This window comes from Pseudomonas sp. GM41(2012) (assembly GCF_000282315.2).
Lineage (GTDB): Bacteria > Pseudomonadota > Gammaproteobacteria > Pseudomonadales > Pseudomonadaceae > Aquipseudomonas.
In genome coordinates, this window is sequence record NZ_AKJN02000011.1 from 346,436 (window position 1) to 372,870 (window position 26,435).

The 26,435-nt window shown below is 59.2% G+C and carries 17 protein-coding genes; 4 read left to right on the forward strand and 13 right to left on the reverse strand.

The genetic code is table 11. From position 1 onward, the window contains the following. Positions 1–60: 60 nt before the first annotated feature. Entirely contained in the window at positions 61–2,373 is a 2,313-nt protein-coding gene (gene metE / locus PMI27_RS01360; protein WP_008155261.1) for a 5-methyltetrahydropteroyltriglutamate--homocysteine S-methyltransferase, read from the forward strand. 107 nt (positions 2,374–2,480) lie between these two features. Here metE and PMI27_RS01355 read toward each other — a convergent pair whose 3' ends face one another. The 3 genes from PMI27_RS01355 to PMI27_RS01345 all read right to left on the reverse strand — a co-directional run bounded on the left by PMI27_RS01355 (position 2,481) and on the right by PMI27_RS01345 (position 12,306). Then, positions 2,481–5,375, reverse strand: a complete 2,895-nt coding sequence (locus PMI27_RS01355) for an Ig-like domain-containing protein (RefSeq protein ID WP_008155259.1) — start codon at positions 5,373–5,375, stop codon at positions 2,481–2,483. A gap of 34 nt (positions 5,376–5,409) precedes the next feature. Next, the gene (locus PMI27_RS01350) at positions 5,410–6,537 is read right to left on the reverse strand and encodes a hypothetical protein (RefSeq protein ID WP_008155257.1); all 1,128 of its coding nucleotides are present in this window, start codon (positions 6,535–6,537) and stop codon (positions 5,410–5,412) included. A gap of 177 nt (positions 6,538–6,714) precedes the next feature. Further along, positions 6,715–12,306 (reverse strand): dermonecrotic toxin domain-containing protein, encoded by a 5,592-nt coding sequence (locus PMI27_RS01345; protein WP_008155255.1) that lies wholly within the window; start codon positions 12,304–12,306, stop codon positions 6,715–6,717. 188 nt (positions 12,307–12,494) lie between these two features. On the opposite strand from PMI27_RS01345, the gene PMI27_RS01340 reads away from it, so the two are divergent. Further along, positions 12,495–13,529 (forward strand): alpha/beta fold hydrolase, encoded by a 1,035-nt coding sequence (locus PMI27_RS01340; protein WP_008155253.1) that lies wholly within the window; start codon positions 12,495–12,497, stop codon positions 13,527–13,529. A 204-nt stretch (positions 13,530–13,733) separates the two neighbouring features. Beyond that, a complete protein-coding gene (locus tag PMI27_RS01335) occupies positions 13,734–14,402 on the forward strand; it encodes a DsbA family oxidoreductase (protein ID WP_008155251.1) in 669 nt (222 codons plus the stop codon). Between the two features lie 227 nt (positions 14,403–14,629). On the opposite strand, the gene PMI27_RS01330 is transcribed toward PMI27_RS01335, so the two are convergent. From PMI27_RS01330 to PMI27_RS01290, 9 genes are all read right to left on the reverse strand, one after another. Continuing rightward, positions 14,630–14,959, reverse strand: a complete 330-nt coding sequence (locus tag PMI27_RS01330) for a GlpM family protein (protein WP_177327890.1) — start codon at positions 14,957–14,959, stop codon at positions 14,630–14,632. Positions 14,960–14,967: 8 nt separating this feature from the next. After that, entirely contained in the window at positions 14,968–16,296 is a 1,329-nt protein-coding gene (locus tag PMI27_RS01325) for a sigma-54-dependent transcriptional regulator (protein WP_008155247.1), read from the reverse strand. Continuing rightward, entirely contained in the window at positions 16,293–18,194 is a 1,902-nt protein-coding gene (locus PMI27_RS01320; protein WP_008155245.1) for a sensor histidine kinase, read from the reverse strand. The genes PMI27_RS01325 and PMI27_RS01320 overlap by 4 nt, the downstream gene beginning before the upstream one ends. Positions 18,195–18,352: 158 nt before the next feature. Further along, positions 18,353–19,087: an amino acid ABC transporter ATP-binding protein gene (locus tag PMI27_RS01315; RefSeq protein WP_008156464.1), complete on the reverse strand. Its 735-nt coding sequence runs from the start codon at positions 19,085–19,087 to the stop codon at positions 18,353–18,355. After that, positions 19,084–19,755 (reverse strand): amino acid ABC transporter permease, encoded by a 672-nt coding sequence (locus tag PMI27_RS01310; RefSeq protein WP_033053683.1) that lies wholly within the window; start codon positions 19,753–19,755, stop codon positions 19,084–19,086. The genes PMI27_RS01315 and PMI27_RS01310 overlap by 4 nt, the downstream gene beginning before the upstream one ends. Beyond that, entirely contained in the window at positions 19,755–20,501 is a 747-nt protein-coding gene (locus PMI27_RS01305; RefSeq protein ID WP_008156468.1) for an amino acid ABC transporter permease, read from the reverse strand. The genes PMI27_RS01310 and PMI27_RS01305 overlap by 1 nt, the downstream gene beginning before the upstream one ends. A 191-nt stretch (positions 20,502–20,692) precedes the next feature. After that, a complete protein-coding gene (locus PMI27_RS01300) occupies positions 20,693–21,607 on the reverse strand; it encodes a glutamate/aspartate ABC transporter substrate-binding protein (protein ID WP_008156470.1) in 915 nt (304 codons plus the stop codon). Positions 21,608–21,869: 262 nt separating this feature from the next. Then, entirely contained in the window at positions 21,870–22,700 is an 831-nt protein-coding gene (locus PMI27_RS01295) for an SDR family NAD(P)-dependent oxidoreductase (RefSeq protein WP_008156472.1), read from the reverse strand. Positions 22,701–22,732: 32 nt separating this feature from the next. Further along, positions 22,733–23,737 carry a zinc-dependent alcohol dehydrogenase family protein gene (locus PMI27_RS01290; protein WP_008156474.1) on the reverse strand — a complete coding sequence of 335 codons (1,005 nt, stop codon included), beginning with the start codon at positions 23,735–23,737 and terminating at the stop codon, positions 22,733–22,735. Positions 23,738–23,831: 94 nt separating this feature from the next. On the opposite strand from PMI27_RS01290, the gene PMI27_RS01285 reads away from it, so the two are divergent. Then, a complete protein-coding gene (locus PMI27_RS01285; protein ID WP_008156476.1) occupies positions 23,832–24,710 on the forward strand; it encodes a LysR family transcriptional regulator in 879 nt (292 codons plus the stop codon). A gap of 84 nt (positions 24,711–24,794) precedes the next feature. Here PMI27_RS01285 and glpD read toward each other — a convergent pair whose 3' ends face one another. Continuing rightward, the gene (glpD, locus tag PMI27_RS01280) at positions 24,795–26,333 is read right to left on the reverse strand and encodes a glycerol-3-phosphate dehydrogenase (protein WP_008156478.1); all 1,539 of its coding nucleotides are present in this window, start codon (positions 26,331–26,333) and stop codon (positions 24,795–24,797) included. Positions 26,334–26,435: the final 102 nt, after the last annotated feature.

Genomic DNA, 26,435 nt, shown 5'->3' on the forward strand with positions numbered 1-26,435 from the left:
TGGGTTAGCTGTCGACAATAGCGCCATGTTTTACAGCATCTTTTATGGGAGCAATTTCACATGGCCTTGGCCCACACACTTGGTTTCCCGCGCATCGGCGCTGACCGCGAACTGAAAAAAGCCCTCGAATCCTACTGGAAGGGCGATCTGGATCAGGACGCGCTGAAAAGCGTCGGCCGCCAATTGCGCGCCACCCATTGGCAATTGCAGAAAGACGCCGGAATCGACCTGCTGCCCGTGGGCGACTTCGCCTGGTACGACCAGGTCCTGACCCATTCCTTGACCTTCGGGGTGATCCCCGAGCGTTTCGACAGCGCCAAGGACTCGCGCGGCCTGCCGACCCTCGACACCCTGTTCGCCATGGCCCGTGGCGCCACGACTGCCTGCTGCGGCGGCGAACACAGCAAAGCGCAATACGCCCAGGAACTGACCAAGTGGTTCGACACCAACTACCACTACCTGGTCCCGGAGTTCACCGCTGACCAGCAGTTCAAGCTGAGCTGGGAACAGCTGTTCGACGAAGTCGACGAGGCGAAGGCCCTCGGCCACAACGTCAAACCGGTGATCATCGGCCCACTGACTTACCTGTGGCTGGGCAAAGCCAAAGGCAATGATTTCGACAAACTCGACCTATTGGAACGCCTGCTGCCGATCTACGGCGAAATCCTCGGCCGACTCGCCGCTCAAGGCGTGGAGTGGGTGCAGATCGACGAACCGATCCTGACCCTTGACCTGCCTCAGGCGTGGAAAAACGCTTTCGAACGCGCCTATCACATCCTTCAATACTCGCCGCTGAAAAAACTGGTGGCGACCTACTTCAGCGGTCTGGAAGACAACCTCGGCCTGGCGGTCAGCCTGCCAGTGCAAGGCTTGCACATCGATGCGGTGCGCGCCCCGGATCAACTCGGCCAGGTGCTGGATCGTCTGCCGACCTACAAGATTCTCTCGGTAGGCCTGGTCAACGGTCGCAACGTCTGGCGCTGCGAACTGGAGCAAGTGCTGGCGCAACTGCAGCCGGCCCAGGAACGCTTTGGCGACAACCTGTGGGTCAGCAGTTCCTGCTCGCTGCTGCACAGCCCGGTGGATCTGGATCGCGAAGACAAACTCGACCCGGAACTGAAAAGCTGGCTGGCCTTTGCCGTGCAGAAGTGCGGCGAAATTGCCGTGCTGCGCGATGCCCTGAACGACCCGCAATCACCCAAGGTGCAAGCTGCACTCGCCGAAAGCCGTGCGATTCAGGCCAGTCGCGCCGAGTCGCCGCGTATTCACAAAGATGAAGTGCAGGCACGGATAAACGCCATCAGTGACAAGGACAGCCAACGCCACTCGCCGTTTGCCAAACGCATCGAGCAGCAGCGTGCGCGGTTGAAACTGCCGGCCTTCCCGACCACCACCATCGGCTCGTTCCCGCAGACCGGTTCGATTCGTCTGGCACGCCAGGCGTTCAAGCAAGGCAAGCTGTCGGCCAACGATTACACCGACGCCATGCACAGCGAAATCCGCCATGCCGTGCAAGTCCAAGAACGCCTGGGCCTGGACGTGTTGGTACACGGTGAAGCCGAACGCAACGACATGGTCGAGTACTTCGCCGAGCAACTGGACGGCTACCTGTTCACCCGTTTCGGCTGGGTGCAAAGCTACGGTTCGCGCTGCGTGAAACCGGCGATCATCTACGGCGACCTGAGTCGTCCGAACGCCATGACCGTCGACTGGATCACCTATGCGCAAAGCCTGACCGACAAGGTCATGAAGGGCATGCTCACCGGCCCCGTGACCATGCTGATGTGGTCGTTCCCGCGGGAAGACGTCTCGCGCAAAATCCAGGCGCAGCAACTGGCGCTGGCTTTGCGTGACGAAGTGGTGGATCTGGAAAGCGCCGGTATCAAAATCGTGCAAATCGACGAAGCCGCCTTCCGTGAAGGCTTGCCGCTACGTCGGGCGCAATGGCAGGAATACCTCGACTGGGCGGTGGAAGCGTTCCGCTTGAGCGCCTCCGGTGTACGTGACGAAACCCAGATCCACACGCATATGTGCTACAGCGAATTCAACGACGTGATCGATTCCATTGCGGCGATGGATGCCGACGTGATCACCATCGAAACCTCGCGCTCGGACATGGAATTGCTGGAGGCTTTTGAGGCCTTCGACTACCCGAACGACATTGGCCCGGGCGTGTATGACATCCACTCGCCTCGGGTGCCGGACACGGCCGAAATGGTCAAGTTGATGAGCAAAGCCGTGAAGCGCATTCCGGCCGAGCGGTTGTGGGTGAATCCGGATTGCGGGTTGAAGACTCGTGCGTGGCCGGAGACGGAAGCCGCGCTGGTGAACATGGTGGCGGCGGCGCGGCAGTTGCGCGGTCAGTTGGCTTAAGGCAGGCAAAACTGAGGAAACGGCAGTTCCGTAAAGGCAGCGCGCGCGAGCCTTTCATCACTGCAATGGATAGACCCGCCGACTGCGAGATCGGCGGGTTTTTACGATTAAGCTCTACTCACCTGAATCCAGGCCATGTCCCAATCGTTACCCACGCCACTGGCCTCAAGGCTATCGATGTATAACGTCAACTGTGGAGTGGTTGAGCTGAAAGCGATCGTAAAGTTGTACATGGTTGCAGTCGTAATGCTCCAGGCCTGCCCATTTGACTGGTCGGTGCGTAGCCTGATGAGTGGTGGCGCGTAATGAGGATAGAAACGTGCAATCCGAATAGTGAAGTAGTAGGTCACATTGGGTTGCAGGTTGTAGAACCTCTTGTATAGCAAGTTTCCGCTGGACCAATTGGTATAGGTGTAGTTGTTGAGTACGTATTGCCCATGATTGACATGAAAGGTCAGGTCCCGGGGCTGAATGGCAGAGCCTGTTGCCCAGCCGTTGAAGTGACGATTGTTGAAGTTGGTGATTTCGTACGATAGCCCCTGTTGCACCGTGAAGGCGTAGGTGAGCGAGGTTTTATTACTGCCGTCGGTGGTCCGTGCGGTAATGGAGTGACCGCCGAACGAAAAATTGCGCGCCGGCAGGGTCCAGCTTCCGGTTTCAGTGGCTGTGACCGGTCCCAGCAGGGTGCCGCCATCGTAGATATCGATCCGATGTCCTGGTGAGGCCGAGCCGTTGATGCTGATATTGCTCTGGTAGTAAGTGGCACCGTTGTTCGGGATCGTCGAGCCGCCAGCCTGTACCGAGTCGATGATGGGCGTCTGCGATTCCTGCACAATGAAGGCCCAGATGGCGGAGGGCCGGTTGGTGCCGGGGTTCTGCACGGTGAAACTGTACGAGCCCGGCGCCAGGGTGGTGAGGGTGTGTGACCAGGTTTTCCCGGCGGTGGAGGTCAGTGTGGTGACAATCACGCCGTGGTTGCGCAGTTCTACGGGGACACTCACCCCGGCAGTGCCGGTCAGCGTTGCACGGGTGGCAAACGTCTGGCTGTTGCGTGGGATGTCGTTGCCATTGCCGTCTTTGACGGTCGTGATGTCCGGGTTAGGAATCGGCGAGCCGATGTTCAATCGCAGCCGTTCCGAAACCCGTTGGGTTTTGGTAAAGGGGTTGGTGACGGTATAGACCAGCTCGACGGTGTTGTTCCGATTGGCCAGCAGTTTCTCGTTGGGCACGATTTGCGTGAAGTCTATGCCCACCATTTCAGGCTGCACTTCTATAGGCGGTGACGACCAGGAGTCCTGCTGGGTGGCCCCGATGAAACTGAACCTGAGGACGTAAAAGGCGCGTATGGAGGGATTGGGTTTGATGGTGACCACGGCACCGTTGGGTACATCTTCGGGGATCAACACACCGTCTTTCGCGTCCTTGACTTCCGGTGGCGGTAATTCAGCCGTGATGTCGCCGATTTCCAGCACCAGGGTTTCGGAACCCACGTCTTCAGTGTCTTTGCGGCGGACGGTGTATTCGACGTGTACCTTGGCCCCTTCCCATTTTTCAATATGGGCTTTGGGTACGGTGAACTCGATGTCCTTGTCCACCATGTCCTTATCAACGGGGCTGGACGCCGCGTAGAAATCCTCTATACCCACCACCGTTATGACGTACCAGTAAATGTAAATGACATCATGGAGAATGATGGCGCCTGGCTGGCTTTTCACGATCACGTGGGCCGGGTCGGTGTCTACCGCGACAGACCCCCCTTTGGCTTCAGGCACCACCGGTGCAGCCAGCTTCAGGGGCATGCCGATCATCTTGGCGTAGGCCGTGCGTGAATAGCGCGGGATATCAGGCGTGGCGGCTTGGGTCAGGCGGTAGTCGACTTTGGCGTAACCCCGAGCAATCAGGTGGACCCGGTCATAGGGAATCATGAACGAGTGAGAGCGGCCTGGCGCTTCGGGTTTCCATTGCATATCCACGGGGACCTGGCGGCCACCAGCGCTGACGCCACGCCAGCTCAGGTCCACCACGTCTCCTGACACAAAACGGACCGACGAAGTTATGCTCGTTTCGACGTCCTCACCCCGCAGTGCATCAAGGTCGAGCTGGTCATCGTCATCCGCCTTCTCGATAACCGGGGCGTCGAGCAGCACCAGAGTAGGGTCGAACCGGAAGAAGATCGGAGGCGCAAAGGCGGCACTCTGATTCCCTACCACATCCTGAAGGCGATAAGTGAGCAGCAAAGGATTTACGGGGGGCAGGTCTTTCAGGTCGTCTTTATGGAGGGTGAACGTCACGGGCTTGCCAACCTGGTCGGCGGTGATCAGGGGCAGCCTGAATTCTTTACTGCCCCACAAGACAAAAATGGTGGAGTTCTTGCGCATGTTCACGTAGGGCGCGATGGTGATGGGCAACCCGTCGTTTTTATCCAGATAATCCTTGGTGACGCCGTTCCTCAGGACTGTCGGATCCACCTCGATAGGTGCCAGTCCTTGATGGTAGGGCTCCTTCTCATCCGGGTCCGGTCCGCCGGGCAGGTTGGTTTTGATCAGTACCGTCAAGGGCGGTGAGCGTTCGTAGTCGCCCCCGGGATTGCTGATTCTGCGTACGCCTACAACCATATCGCACACGCCGTCGGGCAACTGATCCTTTTTTATGGTCGGGAACATCCGATTATCCACTTGAGAGACATCGACAGTGCCGCTCACAAGCGTGATCGGGTTCCCCGGCGAGTAGATCGCTTCAATTTTCCATTCATCGCCTTTAAACATGTTGAGCCACGGGTCGATTACCACATTCAACTCTGTTGGCTGGTCTTTTCCGTCCAGGAACGCGAGTCGATTGATACCACCGTGGACGCCCTCATCCGCTGGCAGCTCGGGGACAAACCCGGATATCAAGAGCGGATCAATGCTATTGACTCTGATATCGCCGGGTTTCGGCAGAGGGGGAAGCAGGTCAATTTGCCGTGCTTTGACAGGGGGCTCGGGTGTGTTGAAAACGCTCATGGCGTATTACCTCTCAAAAAGTGGGTAATGGGAGTCAATCGATTCTGCGGGTGTTGCCGACAATGAAGACCTGGACGTACTTCGAGAGTCGGCGTTCGCCGCTGGCGGTGACTTGCGTATACGCCACGTTGGCAAACCCACCGGCCAGGCGCTGAACCACAGCGTTAGGCACTTCGAAGGTCAGTTCTGTTTCGGGGGCGCCTGTCGTAGACGTGACTGTCTGAGAGCTGGTGAACGGCTGGGGCAGGCCCGTGCGGGGTTCACCTCGCCAGTCGAGTTCCACCACATCCGTTGGGGCAAATACCGACGCTGGGGTTAAAACCGTCACTTTGACGGACTTGGCCCCTAGTGCAGTCATGTAGATGGCGTTGTCCTGATCGGTTTCGGACACCTTCGGGGCGGGCAGGCGTTGTGCGTGGTTGGCGTCCTGGATGTCGACCATCAACCCGATGGAGTGGTCAGAGGCCATGTTGCCCACCTCGTCTGTTACCCAGTACTGAAGCAAGGCCTGGCCACTGCCATCGGCCGCGATCATTTCCTGGGAAATCGTGAGCTCCACCGATTGACCGATCTCGGACTTCAGAACCTTGTGTGCGATGCGCCAGCCGACATACTGAAACGCTACGGTGTCGTTGTGGCGCATGCCTTGCCAGGGCTGCACGGTGACAATGACGTCCTGTGTGCCGTCGATGACCGACGGAGTAATGACGGGGGCCCGCAATAACCGGTGACCCGGGTATTCCGGTTGTGGATCGATTCCGCCGGGCAGTTCGGTTTTGGCGAACACCTCAAGATGCCCCGACTCCACGCCATTGACTCGGTAGAACCAGGTACTGAACCCCTCGGGAATGTCTTTGACCTGGATTCTTTTCGAGAGCGCATCGCCGTTATAGCCACTTGGCACGTCGAACCAGATGATCGGCAGGGCGGGCGAGGTCGGGTGGCGAATGAACACTTCCACCCGGTCACCGACGAAGATTTGTGTGGGGGGAATAACGATCTCCATACCGTTGATGTTGCCTCGGGCCAGCGTTCGGTTGATGCCGACATCCGCGCCTTCGATCCCCTCGCGGGCGCCGGGTATATAAATCCAGCTTTCGCTCACGGTCGAACTGGCAAAGCGGGCCGGGCTGTTTTCCACCAGTAATTCGTCAGTACTCATGATGTGTACTCAAGTCAGAACAGACTGAAGCCGCCAGATCGCAGCGGATGGGCTTTTATTTAAGGTTCTGGCGTTGAAAGCGGCTACTGTCAAATGTGACAGGTCAATGCACTTTTCGGACGAGTGGCAAACTTCGGCCGCCCGCCGCCGGGGCATTACACCCCGGCGCCGGTGGTGTCAGAGGTTCTCGAAGTGCAGCAAGGCTAACGGCCTGCCGATGTCACCACGCCAGATAGGGTCGACCGGTGCACCGGTTTGCGCCTGCGTTTGTTGCCATTGCAGGCCGAGATGGCGTTGCTGCGCGGTTTTGAGGTGAGCTTTGACAAACTCGTCGAAGCGCGGTTGGGGCTTGTTGTAGTGAAAATGGGCATACCACCGGGGCTGTGCCGGGGTTTGCATCAGGTCGAGTACTTCATATTCCTGCAGGAAGTCCCTGCGCCCGTCCGTCAGGCGTGCGAGCTCGGTCAATTCACCGTTCTTGCGAATCTGCACCGCACCCTGTTCGAGTAGATAGTCCAGATACCCTTCTGTAGGGGTTGGGCTGATGAGGGAGTGCTGGATGCGCAAGTCTCGTCCTTTGCGCGTCAGTTCGGCAGCCTTGTCGCGCAGTTGCCCGATGAGGGGGGGCTGGGGGTCGAGGCGTTCGATCTGGCTGGCGCGCAGGCGAAGCTCGGCGGCCTCAGTGAGCATCATGTGTTCGAGGTCGACGGGCAGCATTTTTTGCCTGGCGTAGGCTTCGACCTTGTTCTGGTACGCCGCCTGGGTGTTCAGTCGTTTCCTTGCCTCCGTCAACAAAGGCCTGACATCCGTGTGGGAGTGCTGTTGGCTGACCCGCAGGGGATTGTTCTGCAGACGGTATTTGCCGTGTGACCCTGGCAACCAGTTTTCGGTATAGCCATCGATGCCCTTGAGCGTGAATCGATCCTGGCCGCTGATCACATCACCGATCAACAATTGACCTTGCTCTGTTTCAAAGATCTTCTTCACGACAGGCCCGGCCGGTCGTGGCACAGATGTTTGCCTGATGGCCTGGCGAGCGCGTTCGGCGGTTTTTTCTATGCCGTCCAGCAGCAGCGGGACATAGGTGAGATCGAAATGTTGGGGGTAGCTGGCCGTCCATGCGGTCAGTTCCTTGCGAAATTGATCGTAAGCCGCGAGACAGTCTTCCAGAAGCCTGTTGCGTTCGGCGTGGCGGGCGTTGACTTGGGGAAGACTTTGCTGGGTAGCCAGGACCCGGTCGATCCTGACCCGTGCTTCAGCCATCTGGGGTTGCAGATAAAACCAGGAGACATCATCAATCGCATCAAACCGACTGACGACTTGCAAGTATTGGCCTGTTTTCAAGTACTGCCGGTTCTCCGGCAGCAATGTCTTTACCAGGCTGTTTTTTTCTACCATTACGGTTTTTCGTTGAGCGTCATTGGTGATGCGTCTGCTCCATTCATCAATCTGTGCGCTGGTCGCGTCGATTGATTCCAACTCCCCGATTACCTCTAGTCGCACATTTTTGCGCTGTTGCAGCAGACTCAATATGGGTTTGACGTCTGCATTGGGCAGAGCATCCGCCTGGTTCGCAATATCTTCGAGTTCGTCCAGGTGTTGAATGATGCGCTTGGCGCCAAACCTTACCCGGTGCAGTGAGCGGTCCACTATCATCCAGGCCGCTCGACTTTTTTCTGTATTAATTTCTGCCCGCTTGTTGCCATGGCTCAGCGGCAACAGTTCTTCGAGTTCCAGATAATGGGTTTTGGCCTGTTCTATTTCTTGCAGGCAAGCGGCGTCCAGACGCTTGATTTGGGCCAGTTGGGTCTGAGGGGGGCTGCTGTAGAAGCGCTTCAGCGCCTCATTTGAGTGTTTGGTCAGGGTGATGAGTTGCTCGATCCTGGCATCGACGCTGGTTGTCAGTGCTTGTTGGCGCCGAAAAGCCCGATCGACCCACCAACGCGGCAGTCGCTCGCGGATGGCCGTCGGCCAGATCGGATCAAGCCTGTTGGCCAGGTAACTTTGTACCCCACCCCCTCCCGCCAGGCCGCCATTCAAGGCTGTCCCGTAAACGGCGAAGTGAGTGTTCCATTGCCCACTGGCATCGAGGGCTACCGGTTGTTTATAGCTTTTGATCCGAGTCCCGCTCAGCCGCCAGGCCCCGTCATGCAATTCCACCTTGTAGATGATTCCGTACCTGACAATGAAGTCACCGTCGGCGTGACGATAGACATTGCGGTAGACGCCGTGCGCATCGGGTTGAAGGCCCGCCAGGGAAATGTGTTTTTCGTAGTGGTAGCCAGCGAAACGGGCCGCTATATGCCGGGCCTCTCGTGCCGATATCAGAGGTGTGGACGAGGCGGCAATGCCTCTGGATATTCTGCCCCACTGGCGATGAAGCGTTCGTGTGCGGGTCGCGCCGAGCCGCAAGCTGAAACCCGAAAGAAGGTCCATGCCTGCATCGATCAATGCCTGCAAAACCATGGTTATTTCAGCCATGCCACGCACGTGATCACCTGTGCGAAAGGCCGCGACGGCTTGATTGGTGCTGTTCCAGGCGTCATAGAGGCCGACGCCGGTGCCGATGATGGGCAAGACGCCAATGGCCATTTTCAAATAGGTGAACACCTTCTCGCCGTTGACCGCGTATTGCTCCAGAAACAGTTCGCTGTTGGAGCGTGAGGTGTTGCGGTGAGCCTGGATCAGGCGGCCCATCTCGGCATGCAATAGATGGGCTGGCAATGAAGTGCTTTTGGGCCACGGGCGCCCGACACTGATGATCCCATCGAAGTTTTTCAGCAAGGCCTGCGTGATGCGGCTCAGGTGATTCGCCTTTAGGCCTTCAAGGGCGCGCTCTGCCAGATAGTTGGCTATTTCACTGCGAAGGCACAGATCGAACAACGCCTTACGGGCTTGCTCCAGACTGTCGTATCGGCGCAGGAACACGCCGTCCGGGGTGTCGGGCAGGTACAGCAGCGTAAGACCGCTGATTTGCTCCTCAATGAAGGTAATGCCCGACAGGGTGCTTGGCTTGTTGTCCGTGTCTTTGCCTCCTGCGCTCAAGCACGCGGGCAGCAGTACGATCTGCTGGCCATTGGCGGACCAGGCTTGCGGCGTCGCAGCCTCAATGGCGACGCTCAGGATTTGCCACTCGGTGGCGTTGATTGCACCTCGCAGGAGGGCAAAGCGTCCCTGAATGGCGAGTTGCAAGCGGTAGGGTTCGAGCAGGCATTCGTGGTGGTATTCACGTTCGAAGGCCGATGCTGTCGCCGGTCCGCTGTAGGTGCTGCGGATCAGATCTTCGTAGTGCTGCGCCAGATCGAGTTCCGGCACGAGGGCGTACAGGTACGACTGCGTGATGCCTTTGACCAGCGCATCGCGCTCGACATCGGAGCTGGCGGTGACTTCGACACGCATGAAGCTCAAGCGCTGCTTGATACCGTCGTCGATGTTCAGCAGCGCCAGTTCTTGGATCGACAGTTTGCTGCGGCTTTGGCTGGCGACCCACACGGTTTTGGTCGGCGTTCCCGGTGCGCCAGGGGCCTCTGTGAAGTGTTGTTCGGATGTCACCGCATCAGGCAGGTCCAATTGCACGGCGAAACTGTGCTTGAGTGAGAAATCCTTGCGCAGTCGGGCATCAATGCGTTTGGCGGCGAAGTCACTGACCAGCGGCAAAGTGAGCTCGTGTAACGCGTGGGCGCGTTGCAAGGCCGGTACATAGCGTTCAATCAATGCATTGAGCTGCAAGCGTTCACCCTGCGACGCCTGGGTGAGCCATTGGGGGAACTGACGGCTCAATCGTGCGATCAGGTTTTGCTCGACGAGTTGTGCGTAAGCAAGGTCCCGGTTCGGGTGGCTGGGTACCAGCAGGGCGGCAAGCGTATGCTCGCGTAACTGTCCCAGTGCGTTCGCTTGTTGTGCGGGGTGGGAACTGATGGGGAATTGCAGGCGGATCTCGGCTGCGCGGCGTTCGAAGGTCGAGACTTGTCGATGCAAGCTGTACTCGAAAGGGTCGGTGTCGATCGGGGTCAGCTGTAACGCCGCGTGCCCGTCGGCGGCATGCAGCTTAAACAGGGAACTCTGCATTTCCCGGCGATTGGCGAACCGTTGCAAGCCTCCGCCAGCACCGGTGCAGTAGAGCAACAGGCTTTGCGTTGAGGACGGGTCTTGCAGCGTCGCGGTGTCGGCGAAAACCAGCAGTCCCTCCAGCTCCTGGCGCTGGGAAACGGTTTCAATGTCGCGGGTTTCGCTGACCGATAATGTGACGAAGGCAGCGCCGCTGTGATCAGAACGATCGGTGCTGGCAGGCGTTTTCAACACCGCTTCAAGCAGGCTGTATTCGGCGGTATCGATCTGCTCCAGTTTGAGTTGGATGTCGGCCTCGGTTTGCAGGGCCTTGAGTCTCGCCCGGTAGAGTGCGGTGTATTGAATGTTGATCGTCGACATATCGAAAACGCGCTCGCGCTCCAGCAAGGCGGATGCCGCTGTCATGGCGGCTTGCTCGGCCTCGTCCAGGGATGCAAACAGGGTCTTGAGCTCTGTCACCCGTGGATTGTCAGGCGTTCCCGGATCGTTATTGTTCAGCAGGTTTTCGATGGCGCTGTATTGCTGTTCGAGGGCGGCCTTGCGCACGAACAAAGAGAATTCGTGCCCCGGATTGCCGAACGGGAAGGGCGGAGCGAGCGCCTGATCATCCTGCTCGTGTACCGGTGCGGGGAGGTCCGGCGCTTGGGCAAAGCCCCCCGTTGCGCGGCGTTGCGCGTCGACTTGATCGACAGCGAGCAGTGCGTAGGCCGCCTGTTCGGCCATGTCATCGCCAAGGCCGGTGCTTGCGCTTTCCAGTTGAATGGCGTGCAGACGGTCCAGTAATTGGGCCGCTCCTGCCTCCAGCGGGGCGCTCGGGTTGTTGTAGTCGACAACGCTGTGACCGTCAGTCGTGACACTCCAGGGGATTTCGTGTTGATGCCTGATCAGCCAATTGTCCAGTTCGCTGCGCTGACTGAAGTGCAACAGTGCAGGCCGGTGGGTGGGCAGATACAGCAACTGCTCGGTGGATTGTCCCCCGTAGAGACTGATGCCCAGCACACCGGGAAGTTTGGCGAAACGATTGTCACGGCGCTGCAGGGCCAACTGTTCGGCGATGACCCGCTGGCCTGCCACTTCGGATTTTCCATCGACGGGATCGAGGATCGCCAGCAGCGGCTTTAACTGCTCGGCACTTAATGCACCCTCGGCGAGGGCCAACTGGCCTGCGGCGTCAACGTGTGTGCGGTACAACCGGGCGGCCAGGTGCCGTCTTGATAATGGCGAGCCATTTGCCCGGCCGTTCCAGTACGTGTTCCAGCCGTCCGTCAGGCACTGCTTCAGGCCCAGGGCCTTGAGTCGTTTGAGCAGTTCTCCGGCAGAGGTGGCGGCGTGTCGATGGGGGCGATCGATCCCCGTCACCTGACAGGGCGGGATACGCAGCAGGTCCAGTTTCGGTTGTTGCAGCAGGAAGGCGCAGGCTTGCGTCAGGCTGCAACGGCGCGAAGAGCGCTCGGCAGTGGCCGGAAAAAACAGGCCGACACGCTCGCCATCCAGATCCAGTTGCTGCTTGAGCGTTTGCGTCAACAGGCTGTGAACGCTGGGGGAGGTCGCCATGAGCTGGAGCATTTGCTGCTGGCTGTCTCGCCAGCGCTGCGAGGCCTGGAGGAACAAATGTTCATTCTGGATCGCCGGGACGGTGGCGGGTGCGAGGCCAAAGTCGCTGAGGGTGATACGGTCGGGGTTGTGAGGTTGTTCGAGCATGGTTGCCTGGCTTCAAAGTGGACGATTGGCAGGCATTGAATGCGATGGGGATCGGGAGGTGGTGGTACATAGTTATCGCATTGACCGTTCAGCGAACTTCATCAAACTGTCACGTAACTGTGGCAGCGCGCTTGAACAAACTTCATCAGACTCGCGCTCTACTGGAGTTCTGCGTTTCGGTGTTTTTCATGCGTGCACGATTTTTTTCCACAGCGGTTTTCCTGGCCGCGCTGTTGTTCGGCCTGCCGTCCTTGGCGGCGTCTCGTTGCGATATCAATGTTCCGACCGAACGGGTCGATCTGGCACAGGTGAGCCTGGCGTACCAGAGCATCGGCCGTGCCTCGGACCCTGCGTTGTTGCTGGTGATGGGCCTGGGCGGGCAGTTGATTCACTGGCCGGACGAGGTGGTGGTCGCGCTGTGTCAGCAGGGTTTTCGGGTCATTCGTTATGACAATCGCGATGTCGGTCTCTCGACCTGGCGGCAAGCACCTGTCGACGCCAACCTGACGTTTGAAGTGCTGCGCTACAAACTCGGTTTGCCGGTGTCGGCGCCGTACACCCTGACCGATATGGCTGACGATGCTTTCGGCTTGATGGATGCGTTGCACGTCGAGCAATTCCACGTGCTGGGCGCGAGCATGGGCGGGATGATCGCCCAGCACATGGCGGCGATGGCGCCGCAACGGGTCGAGAGCCTGACCCTGATCATGACCAGTTCCGGGGCCGAAGGCTTGCCGGCGCCGAGTGCGGCGTTGGTGCAACTGTTGTCGCGTCGTGGGGCGCCCAATCGCGAAGTGGCGCTGGAGCAGCAAGCCGATTTGCTGGCGGCGCTGGGCAGCCCGACGGTCAGCGATGATCGGCAGGCATTGCTGCATCAGGCGGCGCAGTCCTATGACCGGGCGTTCAACCCTGAGGGTGTGAAGCGCCAGATCATGGCGATCCTCGCCGAGCGCAGTCGTGTGGCACTGCTCAATCAACTGCGCGTACCGACGCTGGTGGTTCACGGCACTGCTGATCCGTTGTTGCCGGTCATGCACGGCGTGCACCTGGCGGCGCATATCCGCGGCAGTCAGCTGAAACTGATTCCGGGGTTGGCGCATCGATTCCAGGAAGCGTTCAAGGCGCCGTTGCTGGCGGCGGTGCTGCCGTATTTGCAGGCCCACCGCGAAGACTCCTCGCATTGGGCGCAGATTGATCCGGTGGCTGAACACAACCTCCTGTAATCCCCAAATCCAACTGTGGGAGCAGATTTGCTCAGGCACCCGGACATACTTCATGTAGGAGCTGCCGCAGGCTGCGATCTTTTGATTTTGATCTTCAGCGGTCAGGGAAAGATCAAAATCAAGGTCAAAAGATCGCAGCCTGCGGCAGCTCCTACGGGTGTATCGTTCGAACTTTCCGGCGCGTTCCAGTCTGCGAGGTGTGTGATGAGTCCCCCCCTGAAAATCGATTTCGTCAGCGACGTGTCCTGCCCCTGGTGCGTCGTTGGTCTGTATAGCCTGACCCGGGCCCTGGATTTGCTGGGTGACGAGGTGCAGGCCGAGATCCGTTTTCAGCCGTTCGAACTGAACCCGAAGATGGGGCCTGAAGGGCAGAACATCACCGAACACATCACCGAGAAGTACGGCTCGACGCCTGAGCAATCCCGGAAGAATCGCGAGATGATCCGCGCGCGCGGCGCCGAGGTCGGGTTTGCGTTTCGCACGGATGGCAACAGTCGCATCTACAACACCTTCGACGCCCACCGCTTGCTGTTCTGGGCGGGACTGGAAGGGTTGCAGTTCAATCTGAAAGAGGCGCTGTTCAAGGCGTATTTCACCGAGGGCGGCAATCCGTCCGACCATGGCCAGTTGGCGCAGATCGCCGAAAGCGTGGGGCTGGACCGGTCGCGAGCCGAGGCAATTCTGGCGTCGGACGAGTTCACCAAAGAGGTTCTCGAAGAAGAGCAGTTGTGGCTGTCGCGAGGCGTCAGTTCGGTGCCGACAGTGGTGTTCAACGGACAATACGCCGTCAGTGGCGGTCAGCCGGTGGAGACGTTTGTCGGGGCGATTCGGCAGATCATGAGTGAAGCGAAGGGCGGGACGGTTAACGGGTGAGGTTATGTGGCGACTCTCTAGATCGCCCCCTCACCCTAACCCTCTCCCCAGGGGGCGAGGGGACTGACCGATGCGCCTAGTTGAAATTTTGCGACGTGAAAGATCTGAGTCGAACTCAGGCTTAGAAGCACATGAAGGTCTGCTCCCTTTCCCCCTCTCCCCTGTGGGGCGGTCCGACGTTTCGGGAGGGCTGGGGTGAGGGGTGGTTCTAAAACCGATCACATCAGTCAGCCGTGAAGACGAACCCAAACCGAAACCAGCACCGTAGCCGCCATCAACCAAGCCACCGCCGCCACAGCGAGCGAAGCCTCCAGCCGCATCCGGTCCACCATCACATACAACGTCGCCAAATAGATGAAGTAAGGAATGATCGACCACATCCCAAACACGATGGTGGTCTTCAAATCCTCCAGCGAGCGACCCTTGCCGACGATGTAATGCGCAATCAGCGCAAAGGTCGGAAACAGCGGCACCAATCCAGCGATGTAATAGTTTTTGGTCTTGGCCAGTGCGGCGAGGATCACCACCACGGCTGCGCCCAGGGTTGCTTTGAGGATCAGGTCCATCAGTGGCTCAGCCCGTACTTCTTCACTTTGTCGAACAGCGTGGTCTTGGCCATCCCGAGTTCCAGACTGGCCTGGGTCAGGTTGCCGCCGCTGCGCTGCAAAGCGTCGCTCAGCAGGTTGCGTTCAAACGCTTCTACCGCTTCGGCGAAGGCCAGGCCCTGATTGCTGCCGCTGGCGCCGGATTTCTTGAAGGCCGGCAGACCGAGGGCAAAGCGCTCGGCGACGTTGCGCAGTTCGCGTACGTTGCCCGGCCAGTCGTGGCTCATCAGGTTCGACAGGGTCTGGTTGTCCAGGTCCGGCACGGCACGGTCGAAGCGCAGGGACGACTGCTGCAGAAAGTGTTCGAACAATTGCAGGATGTCTTCGCGGCGTTCGCGCAGCGGTGGCAATTCGAGGGTCACCACGTTCAAGCGGTAATACAGGTCACTGCGAAACTCGCCCGCCTTGCTCGACTCGTCCAGATCGGACTTGGTCGCCGCGATCACCCGACAATCCACCGCCACGCTCTGGTTCGAGCCGAGGCGTTCCAGGGTGCGTTCCTGCAACACCCGCAGCAGTTTGATTTGCAGCGGTAGCGGCATGCTTTCCACTTCGTCGAGGAACAGCGTGCCGCCGTCGGCGTGTTCGATCTTGCCGATTCGCCGCTTGCCGGCGCCGGTAAAGGCGTTGGCTTCATGGCCGAAGATTTCGCTTTCGAACAGGTTTTCCGGCAGGCCACCGCAGTTCAGCGCGACGAACTGCTTGGTGTGCCGCCGACTGAAGTCGTGCAGGCAGCGCGCAACCAACTCTTTACCGGTGCCGGTTTCGCCTTCGATCAACACGTTGGCCGAGGTATCGGCAACGTTGGCGATCAATTCCCGCAGGTTCTGCATGGCGGGCGAGCGGCCGATGATCCGGCCTTCCAGAGAGTCCCGTTCCGCCAGTTGCCGACGCAACGAAGAGACTTCCCGCGCGAGGCTGCGTTGCTCCAGCGCACGGCGCGCCACATCGACCAGACGTTCGGGGGAGAAAGGTTTCTCCATGAAGTCATAGGCGCCTTTCTGCATCGCACCGACAGCCATGGAAATGTCGCCGTGACCGGTAATCAGCACCACCGGCAGGCTGCGGTCGCGGGCCTTGAGACGGGTCAGCAATTCCAGACCGTCGATACCCGGCAGGCGGATGTCGCTGATGACGATGCCGGCGAAGTTGTCGCCGACCCGCTCCAGCGCTTCTTCGGCGCTGCCGACGCCCACGCAGGGAATGTCTTCCAGGGTCAGCGCCTGTTGGCAGCCGAGCAGCACATGGGGGTCGTCTTCGACGATCAGCACACTAAGGTCGTTGTTCATATTGGCTCGGCGTGAGTGGGGCTTACCAACGGTAAACTGAGGACGAAAGTGGTACCACCGCTGGCCGGGTGCTCGACACCCAGGTGCCCGCCGGTGGCTGCGGCGAGGCTGGCGGAAAGGGTCAGGCCAAGGCCCAGGCCCTGTTCGCCGGGTTTGGTGGTGAAGAACGGTTCGAACAAATGCTTGCGCGCTTCGGCGTCGATGCCGTGGCCGTTATCGCGTACACGAAGGCGATATTTGCCATCGTACTCTTCGCCTTCGAGCCACAGTTCTGGCAGAGGCTGCGCCTGCATGGCGTCGAGGGCGTTGCCGATCAGGTTGACCAGAATCTGCTCCAGACGGGTCTGGTCAATCTGCACCTGCACATCGGCGAAGTCGCGGTGCAGTTGCAGATGCGCGCTTTCCACGCGCCCACCGAGCAGCTGCAAGGCTGCATCCACCGCTTTGCCGAGGCTGGCCTGACCTTTGTCGTCACCGCGGCGAGCGAACGAACGCAGGCTGGCGGTGATCCGGCCCATGCGGTCGATCAGTTCGTTGATGGTCTTGAGGTTGGTGCTGGCAACGTCCAGTTGACCGCGTTCCAGAAACCGCACGGTGTTGCCGGACAAGGTCCGCAGCGCCGCCAGTGGCTGGTTCAATTCGTGGGCGATGCTGGTGGACATCTGGCCGATGGCCGCGAGTTTACCGGCCTGCACCAATTCATCCTGGGCACGGCGTAGCGTCTCTTCAGCCACACGTCGTTCGCGGATCTGGCCCTTGAGCCGTTCGTTGCTGGCGCGCAGGTCGGTGGTGCGTTCGGTAATCCGACGCTCCAGTTGATTGTTGGCTTCCTGCAAGGCTTCCCGGGCAGCGAGGCGCGTGGCAATGACCTTGCGCCGCTCGTTCCAGGCGATCAGCAGGAACGCCACGAGGGCAAACGCCACCGCCACCAGAATCCCCTGATTGATCGCTTCGCGACGCAAATCCTGCAGGGGGGTGAGCAGGGTGAAATTCCACGGGGTATCGCTCAATGGCCGGGTTTGCGAGAGGTAGCTGATGTCCTCTTCATCTGATTCCACTTCGCTGTTGGCGGGGAAGGTCAGTTTTTCCTCGCCTTCGGCCAGTTGTTCACGGGCCAGCGGTTGCAGTTCGTTCAGTGGGAACCAGTAGTACTGAAGGCTGCGGGCCAGTTTTTCCTTGGTCTCGTCGCTCAGCGGCACAACCGATTTCAGGCGCCGTGCCGGATCGCTGGAAAGAATGATGATGCCGTTTTCATCGCTGACGAACGCTTCCAGCCGCGCGCGCTGCCAGCGTTCTTCCATGGCTTCGAGGCGGACCTTGACCACCGCGACACCAATGATCTTGCCGTGTTCTTCCAGGCCATGAGCCAGGTAATAACCGGGCTCGCCGTTGGTGCTGCCGATGCCATAGAAGCGCCCCGGCTGACCGCGCACGGCATTCTGGAAATAGGCGCGGAAGGACAGGTCTTCGCCCAGGTAACTGTCGACATCGCGCCAGTTGCTGGTGGCCATGACACGGCCAGTGGTGTCCATCACGTAGATAGCCCGACTGCGGCTGCGCCGGTTCAGGCCTTCGAGGTATTCATTGACCGTCTGTCGGTGTTCCGGCGACGGATCGGCCAACAGCTTCGAAACGCTGGATTCGAGTTCCAGCAGGCTGGGCAGGTAGGTGTACTTGCTGATCTCGCTCTCGACGGCACGGGCGTGCAGTTCCAGCTGACGCTGGCCGTTCTCGCTTAGGCTGCGAATCCCGTAGTGTTCACTGACCCAGAAGCCGAGGTAACCCAATCCGATCATCAGGGCGATGACCAGCGGCGGCAGGAACAGATGGCGAATCAGACGGGGTTTCACGGCGAGTGATGGCGGCGCGGCGCGATAGAGATTGGTGTCGCATTTCATCACAGATGCCTTGGGTCAACCACTACAAGCCCTGAGGAACTCCCGTAGGAGCTGCCGAAGGCTGCGATCTTTTGCTCTTGATCTCCTGGGGTTCTGCAAGAATCAAGATCAAAAGATCGCAGCCTGCGGCAGCTCCTACAGGGGCGGCCGTGTAGCTTTTAGTGCTGCAGAATCTTGGCGAGGAAGTGCTGCGTACGCTCGGCGCGGGCGTTGATGTCGCCAAAGAACTCCTCTTTCTTGCAGTCTTCGATGATCCTGCCCTGGTCCATGAAGATCACCCGGTCCGCCACTTTACGGGCGAAGCCCATTTCGTGGGTCACGCACATCATGGTCATGCCTTCGTGGGCCAGTTGCACCATCACGTCGAGTACTTCGTTGACCATTTCCGGGTCCAGCGCCGAAGTCGGTTCGTCGAACAGCATGACGATCGGGTCCATCGCAAGCGCACGGGCAATCGCCACACGCTGTTGCTGACCACCGGAGAGTTGGCCCGGATGCTTATGCGCATGGGCAGCCAGCCCGACGCGCTCAAGCAGTTGCAGGCCTTTCTTGGTGGCTTCTTCCTTGCTGCGGCCCAATACCTTGATCTGCGCGATGGTCAGGTTTTCGGTGATGGTCAGGTGCGGGAACAGTTCGAAATGCTGGAACACCATGCCAACGCGCGAACGCAGTTTCGGCAGGTCGGTCTTCGGGTTGGCGATGGACGTGCCATCGACCACCACGTCGCCTTTCTGGAACGGTTCCAGGGCATTGACGCATTTGATCAGGGTGGATTTGCCGGAACCGGACGGCCCGCACACCACAATCACTTCGCCTTTTTTGACCTCGGTGCTGCAGTCAGTCAGTACCTGGAAGTCGCCATACCACTTGTTGACATTCTTGATAGAGATCATACGGCAAACCTTTTTTGCAGACGCTTGACCAGCAGCGAGGCGGCAAAGCTGATTGTGAAGTACGTGAGACCTGCAAAGATCAGGAACTCGTTGGAGCGACCGATGATGTCGCCACTGGCACGCGAGGCATTGAGGAAGTCCACCAGACCGACCGCGTAGACCAGCGAGGTGTCCTGAAACAGGATGATGCTCTGTTGCAGCAGCAGCGGGGTCATCTTGCGGAACGCTTGCGGCAGGATAATCAGCCGCATCATCTGGCCATACGTCATGCCCAGGGCTTGGGCCGCGCCCATCTGCCCCTTGGAAATCGACTGGACGCCGGCCCGGACGATTTCGCAGAAGTACGCCGCTTCGAACATCATGAACGCCACGATGCACGAGGCGAACGCGCCGATCGGGGTGTCTTCGCCGGTGATCCAGCGCAGCACGAACGGCACCGCCAGGTAGAACCAGGTGATCACCAGCAGCAGTGGAATCGAGCGGAAGTAGTTAACGTAGGCGCCGGCGATGTTCGACAGCAATTTGCTGTGGGACAGGCGCATCAGGGCCAGGATCGTGCCGAGGATGATCCCGCCGACGACGCCCAGCGCCATCAGTTGCAGGGTCATGACCATGCCGTTCCACAAACCCGGCAGGGACGGGATGATGCCCGAGAAGTCGAATTCCATCATTTACCCCCTACGGAGATCAGGCCCGGTACGGCGACTTTCTTCTCGACCATGCGCATCAGCAGCATCAGGCCCATGTTCAGCGTGAAGTAGATCAACGTTGCCAGGGTGAAGGCTTCGAACAGGTTGGCGGAGAACTCGGCGGTCTGTTTGGTTTGCGCGAGCAACTCCATCAGGCCGATCAGCGACGCCACGGAAGAGTTCTTGAACACGTTCAGGAATTCCGAGGTGAGCGGCGGAATGATGATCCGGTAAGCCTGGGGCAGCAGCACGTTCCAGTAGATCTGCGGCAGTTTGAAGCCCATGGCGCGAGCGGCGGATTCCTGGCCGCGAGGCAGCGCCTGGATACCGGTACGCACTTGTTCGCAAACACGAGCGGCGGTGAACAGGCCCAGGCAGACGACGACGCTGAGGTAAGCCGAGGTAGTCGGGTTCAGGTCCTGCTTGTACCACTCTTGCAGGTCCGGAGGCAGCAGATCGGGCACCAGGAAGTACCAGATGAACAGCTGAACCAGCAGCGGCACGTTACGGAAGAGTTCGACGTAACAGGTCGCGATGCCCGATACGATGCGGTTCGGCACGGTGCGCATGACACCCAGAATCGAGCCCAGCAGCAGGGCAATGATCCAGGCCACGACGGCGATGGCGATGGTCCAGCCCAAACCGGCGACGTACCAGTCGAGATAGGTCTCGCTGCCCACGCCGGTGGACTTGAAGAACACGCCCCAGTCCCAGTTGTAATTCATTAGGGTCTCCCCTCAGATCGATCGATGTACAAGTGCCCGCCTGGGGAAGCTCCGTTCCCGCCCGATCTGAAGACCGGGCACACACGAGCGGCTCGACAGCCACCGGTTCGAGTGTTTCCAAAAATGCCAGCAGGGAGTGACTATCCCCCGAAAGGGCAGTGGCCCTTTCAGGAGATAAGGTTAGTCAGATATCAGGATTTCTTTTCGTCAGCCGCTTTATCGGTCGGATTGGCGATCAGGGCCTTGAGCTCGTCGCTCATCGGGAACATCAGGTTCAGGTTTTTTGGCGGGATTGGCTGCATGAACCATTTTTCGTAGATCTTGTTGATCTCGCCGGACTTGTAGGTCGCGATGATTGCGTCATCCACAGCCTTCTTGAACGGCTCGTCGCCCTTGCGGACCATGCAGCCGTAGATTTCGAAGGATTGTGGTGTGCCGGTCACGGCCCAGTCATCCGGCTTCTTGGCCTTGGCCATTTCGCCGGCCAGCAAGGCGTCGTCCATCATGAAAGCCACGGCGCGGCCGCTTTCCAGCATGTTGAACGACTCGCCGTGGTCTTTGGCGGAGATGACGTTCATGCCCATTTGCTTGTCGGCGTTCATCGACTTGAGGATGCGCTCGGACGTGGTGCCGGCGGTGGTCACGACGTTCTTGCCTTTCAGGTCCGGGAAGTCTTTGTAAGGCGAATCTTTCTTGGCCAGCAGCTTGGTGCCGATTTCGAAGATGCCGACGGAGAAGTCAACTTGCTGCTGACGTTCGACGTTGTTGGTGGTGGAACCGCACTCGACGTCCACGGTGCCGTTCTGCACCAGCGGGATACGTGTTTGCGAAGTCACGAGGTTGTATTTGACCTGGAGGTTCGGCATGTCCAGGTCTTTTTTGATGGCTTCAACGATTTTCAGCTGGATATCGTGGGAGTAGCCAACCGGTTTGCCGGAAGCGTCCGCGATGTAGGAAAACGGAATGGAAGCGTCACGATGCCCGAGGGTGATAACGCCGGACTCTTTGATCTTCTTCAGGGTGCCGGTGAGTTCGGCGGCGAAAACTGGAGTGCTGATCAGAGCGGCAGCAATGGCTGCGCCCAGGAGATGGGGAACGATGCGCATCAAATTTTCCTCGACATTGTTTTTATATGGAGCCAGTTCATCGGCCTTTTTTGTGCTTCGAACGCTTGCCGGCTCGTGAAGGGTTGGCGCAGCAGGTATTCGTCCAAGAGTGTAGAGCATGACTCGTGCCAGGCCAGGCTGAATAGATCAAGCTATTGATTTATAAAGGGATTAAATATTTATGGCGAGGGTTTTGGTGGTGGGGAAATCCGGTTAACCGAATCGACCGACAGGTCGCGTTCGGAAAACCGAATGTTCAATGTCAGGAGTGCTCGGCGACAAATTGATTGAACCAGGGGCGCAGTCCACCCAAGGTGAATCCACCATCGACCAACAAACTTTGTCCGGTCACGAAGCGCGCGTCCTCGCTCAATAGCCAGGCGACGACATCGGCCACGTCTTCGGGTTGGCCGACTCGTTGCAGGGGCGTGTGCTTGACGTAGGGTAGTGCCAACCGATCATTGGCCAGGACATCACTCGCCATCGGCGTCGCAATCAACCCTGGGCACACATTATTCACCCGGATCCGTTGCGGCCCCACTTCCTGCGCGACCGTGCGCATCATTGCGTCCAGCGCGGCTTTGCTGGCGGCGTAGGCAGCCAGTCCCGGCATCGAGCCATGCGCGGTCCAGGACGACGTATTGACGATCGAACCGGTAATATTGTGTTTGAGCATCGCCGCGATTTCATATTTCAGGCAGGCAAACACGCCGCGAAAGTTGGTGGCGATCAACGCATCGAAGTCCTCGAAACCCAGGTCCTGGAGCGGCTTGAACGGCCCCAGTACACCGGCGTTGTTCCAGGCCATGTGCAGACCACCGAATGTCTGCAGCGTCGTGTCGATCAGTGCTTCGACCTGTTCCGGGTCGGACACGTCGGTGACCACTGCCAATGCCCTGCCTCCGCTTTCGCTGATCTGCCGGGCAACGGCCTCCAGTTCGGCGCTGCGGCGCCCGGCGATCACCACATTGGCGCCCTCAAGCCCAAGGCGCAGGGCTGCGGCCTTGCCCATGCCGGTTCCGCCGCCGGTGATCAGGACAGTGCGGTCGATAAAACGCTGTTCAGTGATATTGGATGCGTGGGTGGTGGTCATATTGGCGCTCTCGGCGAACATCTAAAAAGGTTTCAATGCGTAATAGCGATCTTGCCGAAATGCCGGCCACCGCTGGCGAGGTGCGCATAGGCCCGGCTGACCTCATCAATGGAGTGGATGCTGTCGATCACTGGCAGGAGGCGATTAGCCTCGATCGCTCGAACGGCTTCGCCAAGATCAGCGACAGAGCCGGTGTTGTTACCGACCACTTTCAGCGCTTTGATAATGATCGGCAGCAAGTCCAGTGCGGGCTTCGTGCCGCTCAAAAAACCGACCGTGAAAACCGTTCCCCCGTAAGCAGCGGCATTCAGCGCACGGCCGATAGTGGCTTCTCCGACCGTATCGACCACCAGGTCTGCGCCTCGGCCATTGGTGAGCTCCAACACCTGCTGGTCCCACTCGGGGAAAGTCCGGTAATTGATCAGGTAGTCCGCGCCCAACTGACGGGCCCGCTCCAGTTTCTCGTCATCGGAAGACGTCAGGATCACGGTGGCTCCCGCGGCCTTGGCAAACTGCAAGGCAAAAATACTCACACCGCCGGTTCCCAATATCACCACGGTAGAACCGGGACGAATCTGTGCCGCGCGCTGTGCGTTCCATGCCGTGGTTGCGGCAATCGGCAAGGCCGCGCCTTGGGCAAAACTCAGGTGCTCCGGTAAGCGCACCAGGCTGTTGGCGGGGACCACGACGTACTCGGCGAGCGAGCCAGGCAGCGTCACCCCGCGCATGGCCGCCACGTTAGCGGCGCTGATAGGGCCCGCCTGCCAGCGCGGCATGAAATGCGGAATGACCCGCTCACCCGAGGTAAAGCCTGGCGTGTCGGGGCCTGACTGGACAACTTCACCGGCACCGTCGGCGACCGGGATCAATGGAAACGCGGGGCCTTGAAACTGCCCCGTGGCGATCGCCACATCGACATAGTTCAAGGTGGCTGCGCGTAACCTCACTAACACCTCACCCGGGCCGGGGACGGGATCGGGCAGAACGGTGGCGCGAAAAGACTCAAGCGTGGGTGCAAACAGTTCGATGGCTTTCATGGTTGACCTCCTGTGTCGAAGGTTTTGAGTCTATTCAGAAATAAATGGAGATAAACTGGCCAAAAATTTATGCGGTAACAACCAAGGCTGTGTAATGGATACGCTGGAAAGCATGCAGGCCTTCGTCGCCATCGTCGAAAAAGGCAGCCTGGTTGCGGCGGCGAAAGTCTGCAACATCTCCGCAACCATGGTCGGCAATCACTTGAGGGCCCTGGAAAAACGCTTGGGCGCGCGGTTGATCAACCGGACCACCCGTAGCGTGCACTTGACCGGATTCGGCGAGGAGTATTTCCCAAAATGTCAGCAGATACTGAGGTTGATCGCCGAAAGCGATGTCCTCGCTCAGGATCAGTTGTTGGTACCGGCCGGGAAATTGCGCATCAGTGCTCCCGTTTCGTTCGGGACCCAGGCGCTGGTGCCGGCATTGTCTGAATACATGGCCCTTTATCCCGAGGTGCGGGTGCAGCTCACCCTGGCCGATCGCGTCGTCGATCTGGTGGAGGAGGGCTTTGAGGCGGCGATACGCATCGGCACATTGCCCGATTCGGGCCTGATCGCGCGCCCTCTGGCGCCTTACCGAATGATCATTTGTGCATCGCCCGACTACCTGCTGCGTCGCGGGACGCCACGGGAGCCGGAGGAGCTTGGGCAACATGAGTGCCTATCCTTTAGCCAGTCGGCGTTGACCGATTGGTGTCTGAAAAGTCGCGAGCGGACTGTCCGGGTGGCAATCGACGGGCATTTGCAGATCAATAACGGTCAGGCCCTGCGGATTGCCGCACTGCATGGGGTCGGGATTGTCATGCAGCCTGCCGTCCTGCTCGAAGCCGATCTTAGGGAAGGACGACTGGTGCAGCTGTTCGCCGACTATGAGTTGACCAGCCGCCCCATGCACCTGGTTTACCTACCGGACCGATACCGCTCCTCCACGCTGAGCAGCTTCGTCAATTTCATGCTGGAGCGGTTTGCCTGACCTTCGCGCAGCCTTGATCTTCCCTTAAACAGAAAAGCCCCTGAATCTGACGATTCAGGGGCTTTTGTTTAACCGGATTGCCGATCAGGCCGCTTCGATCTTGCTGCGGTTCTGCTCGACCTTGCTCAGGTAATCCTTGAGCTTTTCCTGTTCTGCCGGAGTAGTGAACAGTCCCAGCTTGCTGCGGCGCCACAGAATGTCGTGCGCGGTGGTTGCCCATTCTTCGCTGCACAGGTAATCGACTTCACGGGTGTAGAGCCCGCCGCCGATGTGTTCGCCCATATCGCCGAGATTCTGCACGCCTTCGAGCATGCGCCAGGTGCGGCTGCCGTAGGTGGTGGCCCAGCGGCGGGCGATTTCGGTCGGCACCCAGTCGAACTTGTCACGGATCAAGGCGCACAAGGCTTGCGGGGTGGTCATGTCTTCGCCGCCCGGCAGGGGAGCGCTGGCGGTCCAGCTCGGCTTGATGTCTTTGAAGTACGGAGCCAGTTGCGCCAGCGCCGACTCGGCCAGTTTGCGGTAGGTGGTCAGCTTGCCGCCGAACACCGACAGCAGCGGCGCTTCTTCGCCGGTGCCCGACAGCGCCAGGGTGTAGTCGCGAGTGACAGCCGACGGGTTGTCGGATTCGTCGTTACACAGCGGGCGAACGCCGGAATAGCTGTGCAGGATATCGTCGCGGCTGATGCGTTTCTTGAAATGGGAGTTGACCACTTTCAACAGGTAATCGGTTTCGCCTTCAGTGATCGCCACTGCAGCCGGATCGCCGGTGTACTCGCGGTCGGTGGTGCCGATCAGGGTGAAGTGGTTCAGGTACGGAATGGTGAACACGATGCGCTGATCTTCGTTTTGCAGAATGTGCGCGTGTTCGCCTTCGTACAGTTTCGGCACGATCAGGTGGCTGCCCTGAATCAGGCGGATGCCGTACGGCGATTCCATCTTCAGGTCGTCACGAATGAACTTGGCGACCCAAGGGCCGGCGGCGTTTACCAGTGCCTTGGCGCGGATCGAAAACAGGCTGCCATCGGCGCGTTCCAGATGCAGGTGCCACATGCCCTTGGTGCGACGGGCGCTGACGCAGCGAGTCTGGGTGTGAACGTGGGCGCCTTTTTCGCGGGCGGCCATGGCGTTCAGCACCACCAGCCGGGCGTCGTCGACCCAGCAATCGGAGTATTCGAAGCCTTTGGTGATTTCGCTTTTCAGCGGGCTGTCCGGGCCGAACTTCAGGCTTTTCGAGCCTTCGAGTTTTTCCCGCTTGCCGAGGTTGTCATAAAGGAACAGGCCGGCGCGGATCATCCAGGCCGGACGCAGGTGCGGACGGTGCGGCAGCACGAAGCGCATCTGCTTGACGATGTGCGGGGCCTTGGCCAGCAGCACTTCGCGTTCGGCCAGGGCTTCGCGCACCAGACGGAATTCGTAATGTTCAAGGTAGCGCAAGCCACCGTGGATCAGCTTGCTGCTGGCTGACGAGGTGTGGCTGGCCAGGTCGTCTTTTTCGCATAGAAACACCGAAAGACCGCGACCGGCGGCATCCGCTGCGATCCCCACGCCATTGATCCCGCCACCGATGACGGCGATATCGTAGATCTCAGCGAGAGGGGGCGTAGGCAAGGTAGAAGTGGGCATTGGCTAGCCTCGGGCTTTTATGATTTTCGGTATTGGAATTCGAACATTAATGTTCATTTGCGAAAATGGTAGCCCATAAAGTCGCCCACAGCCAGTTAACTT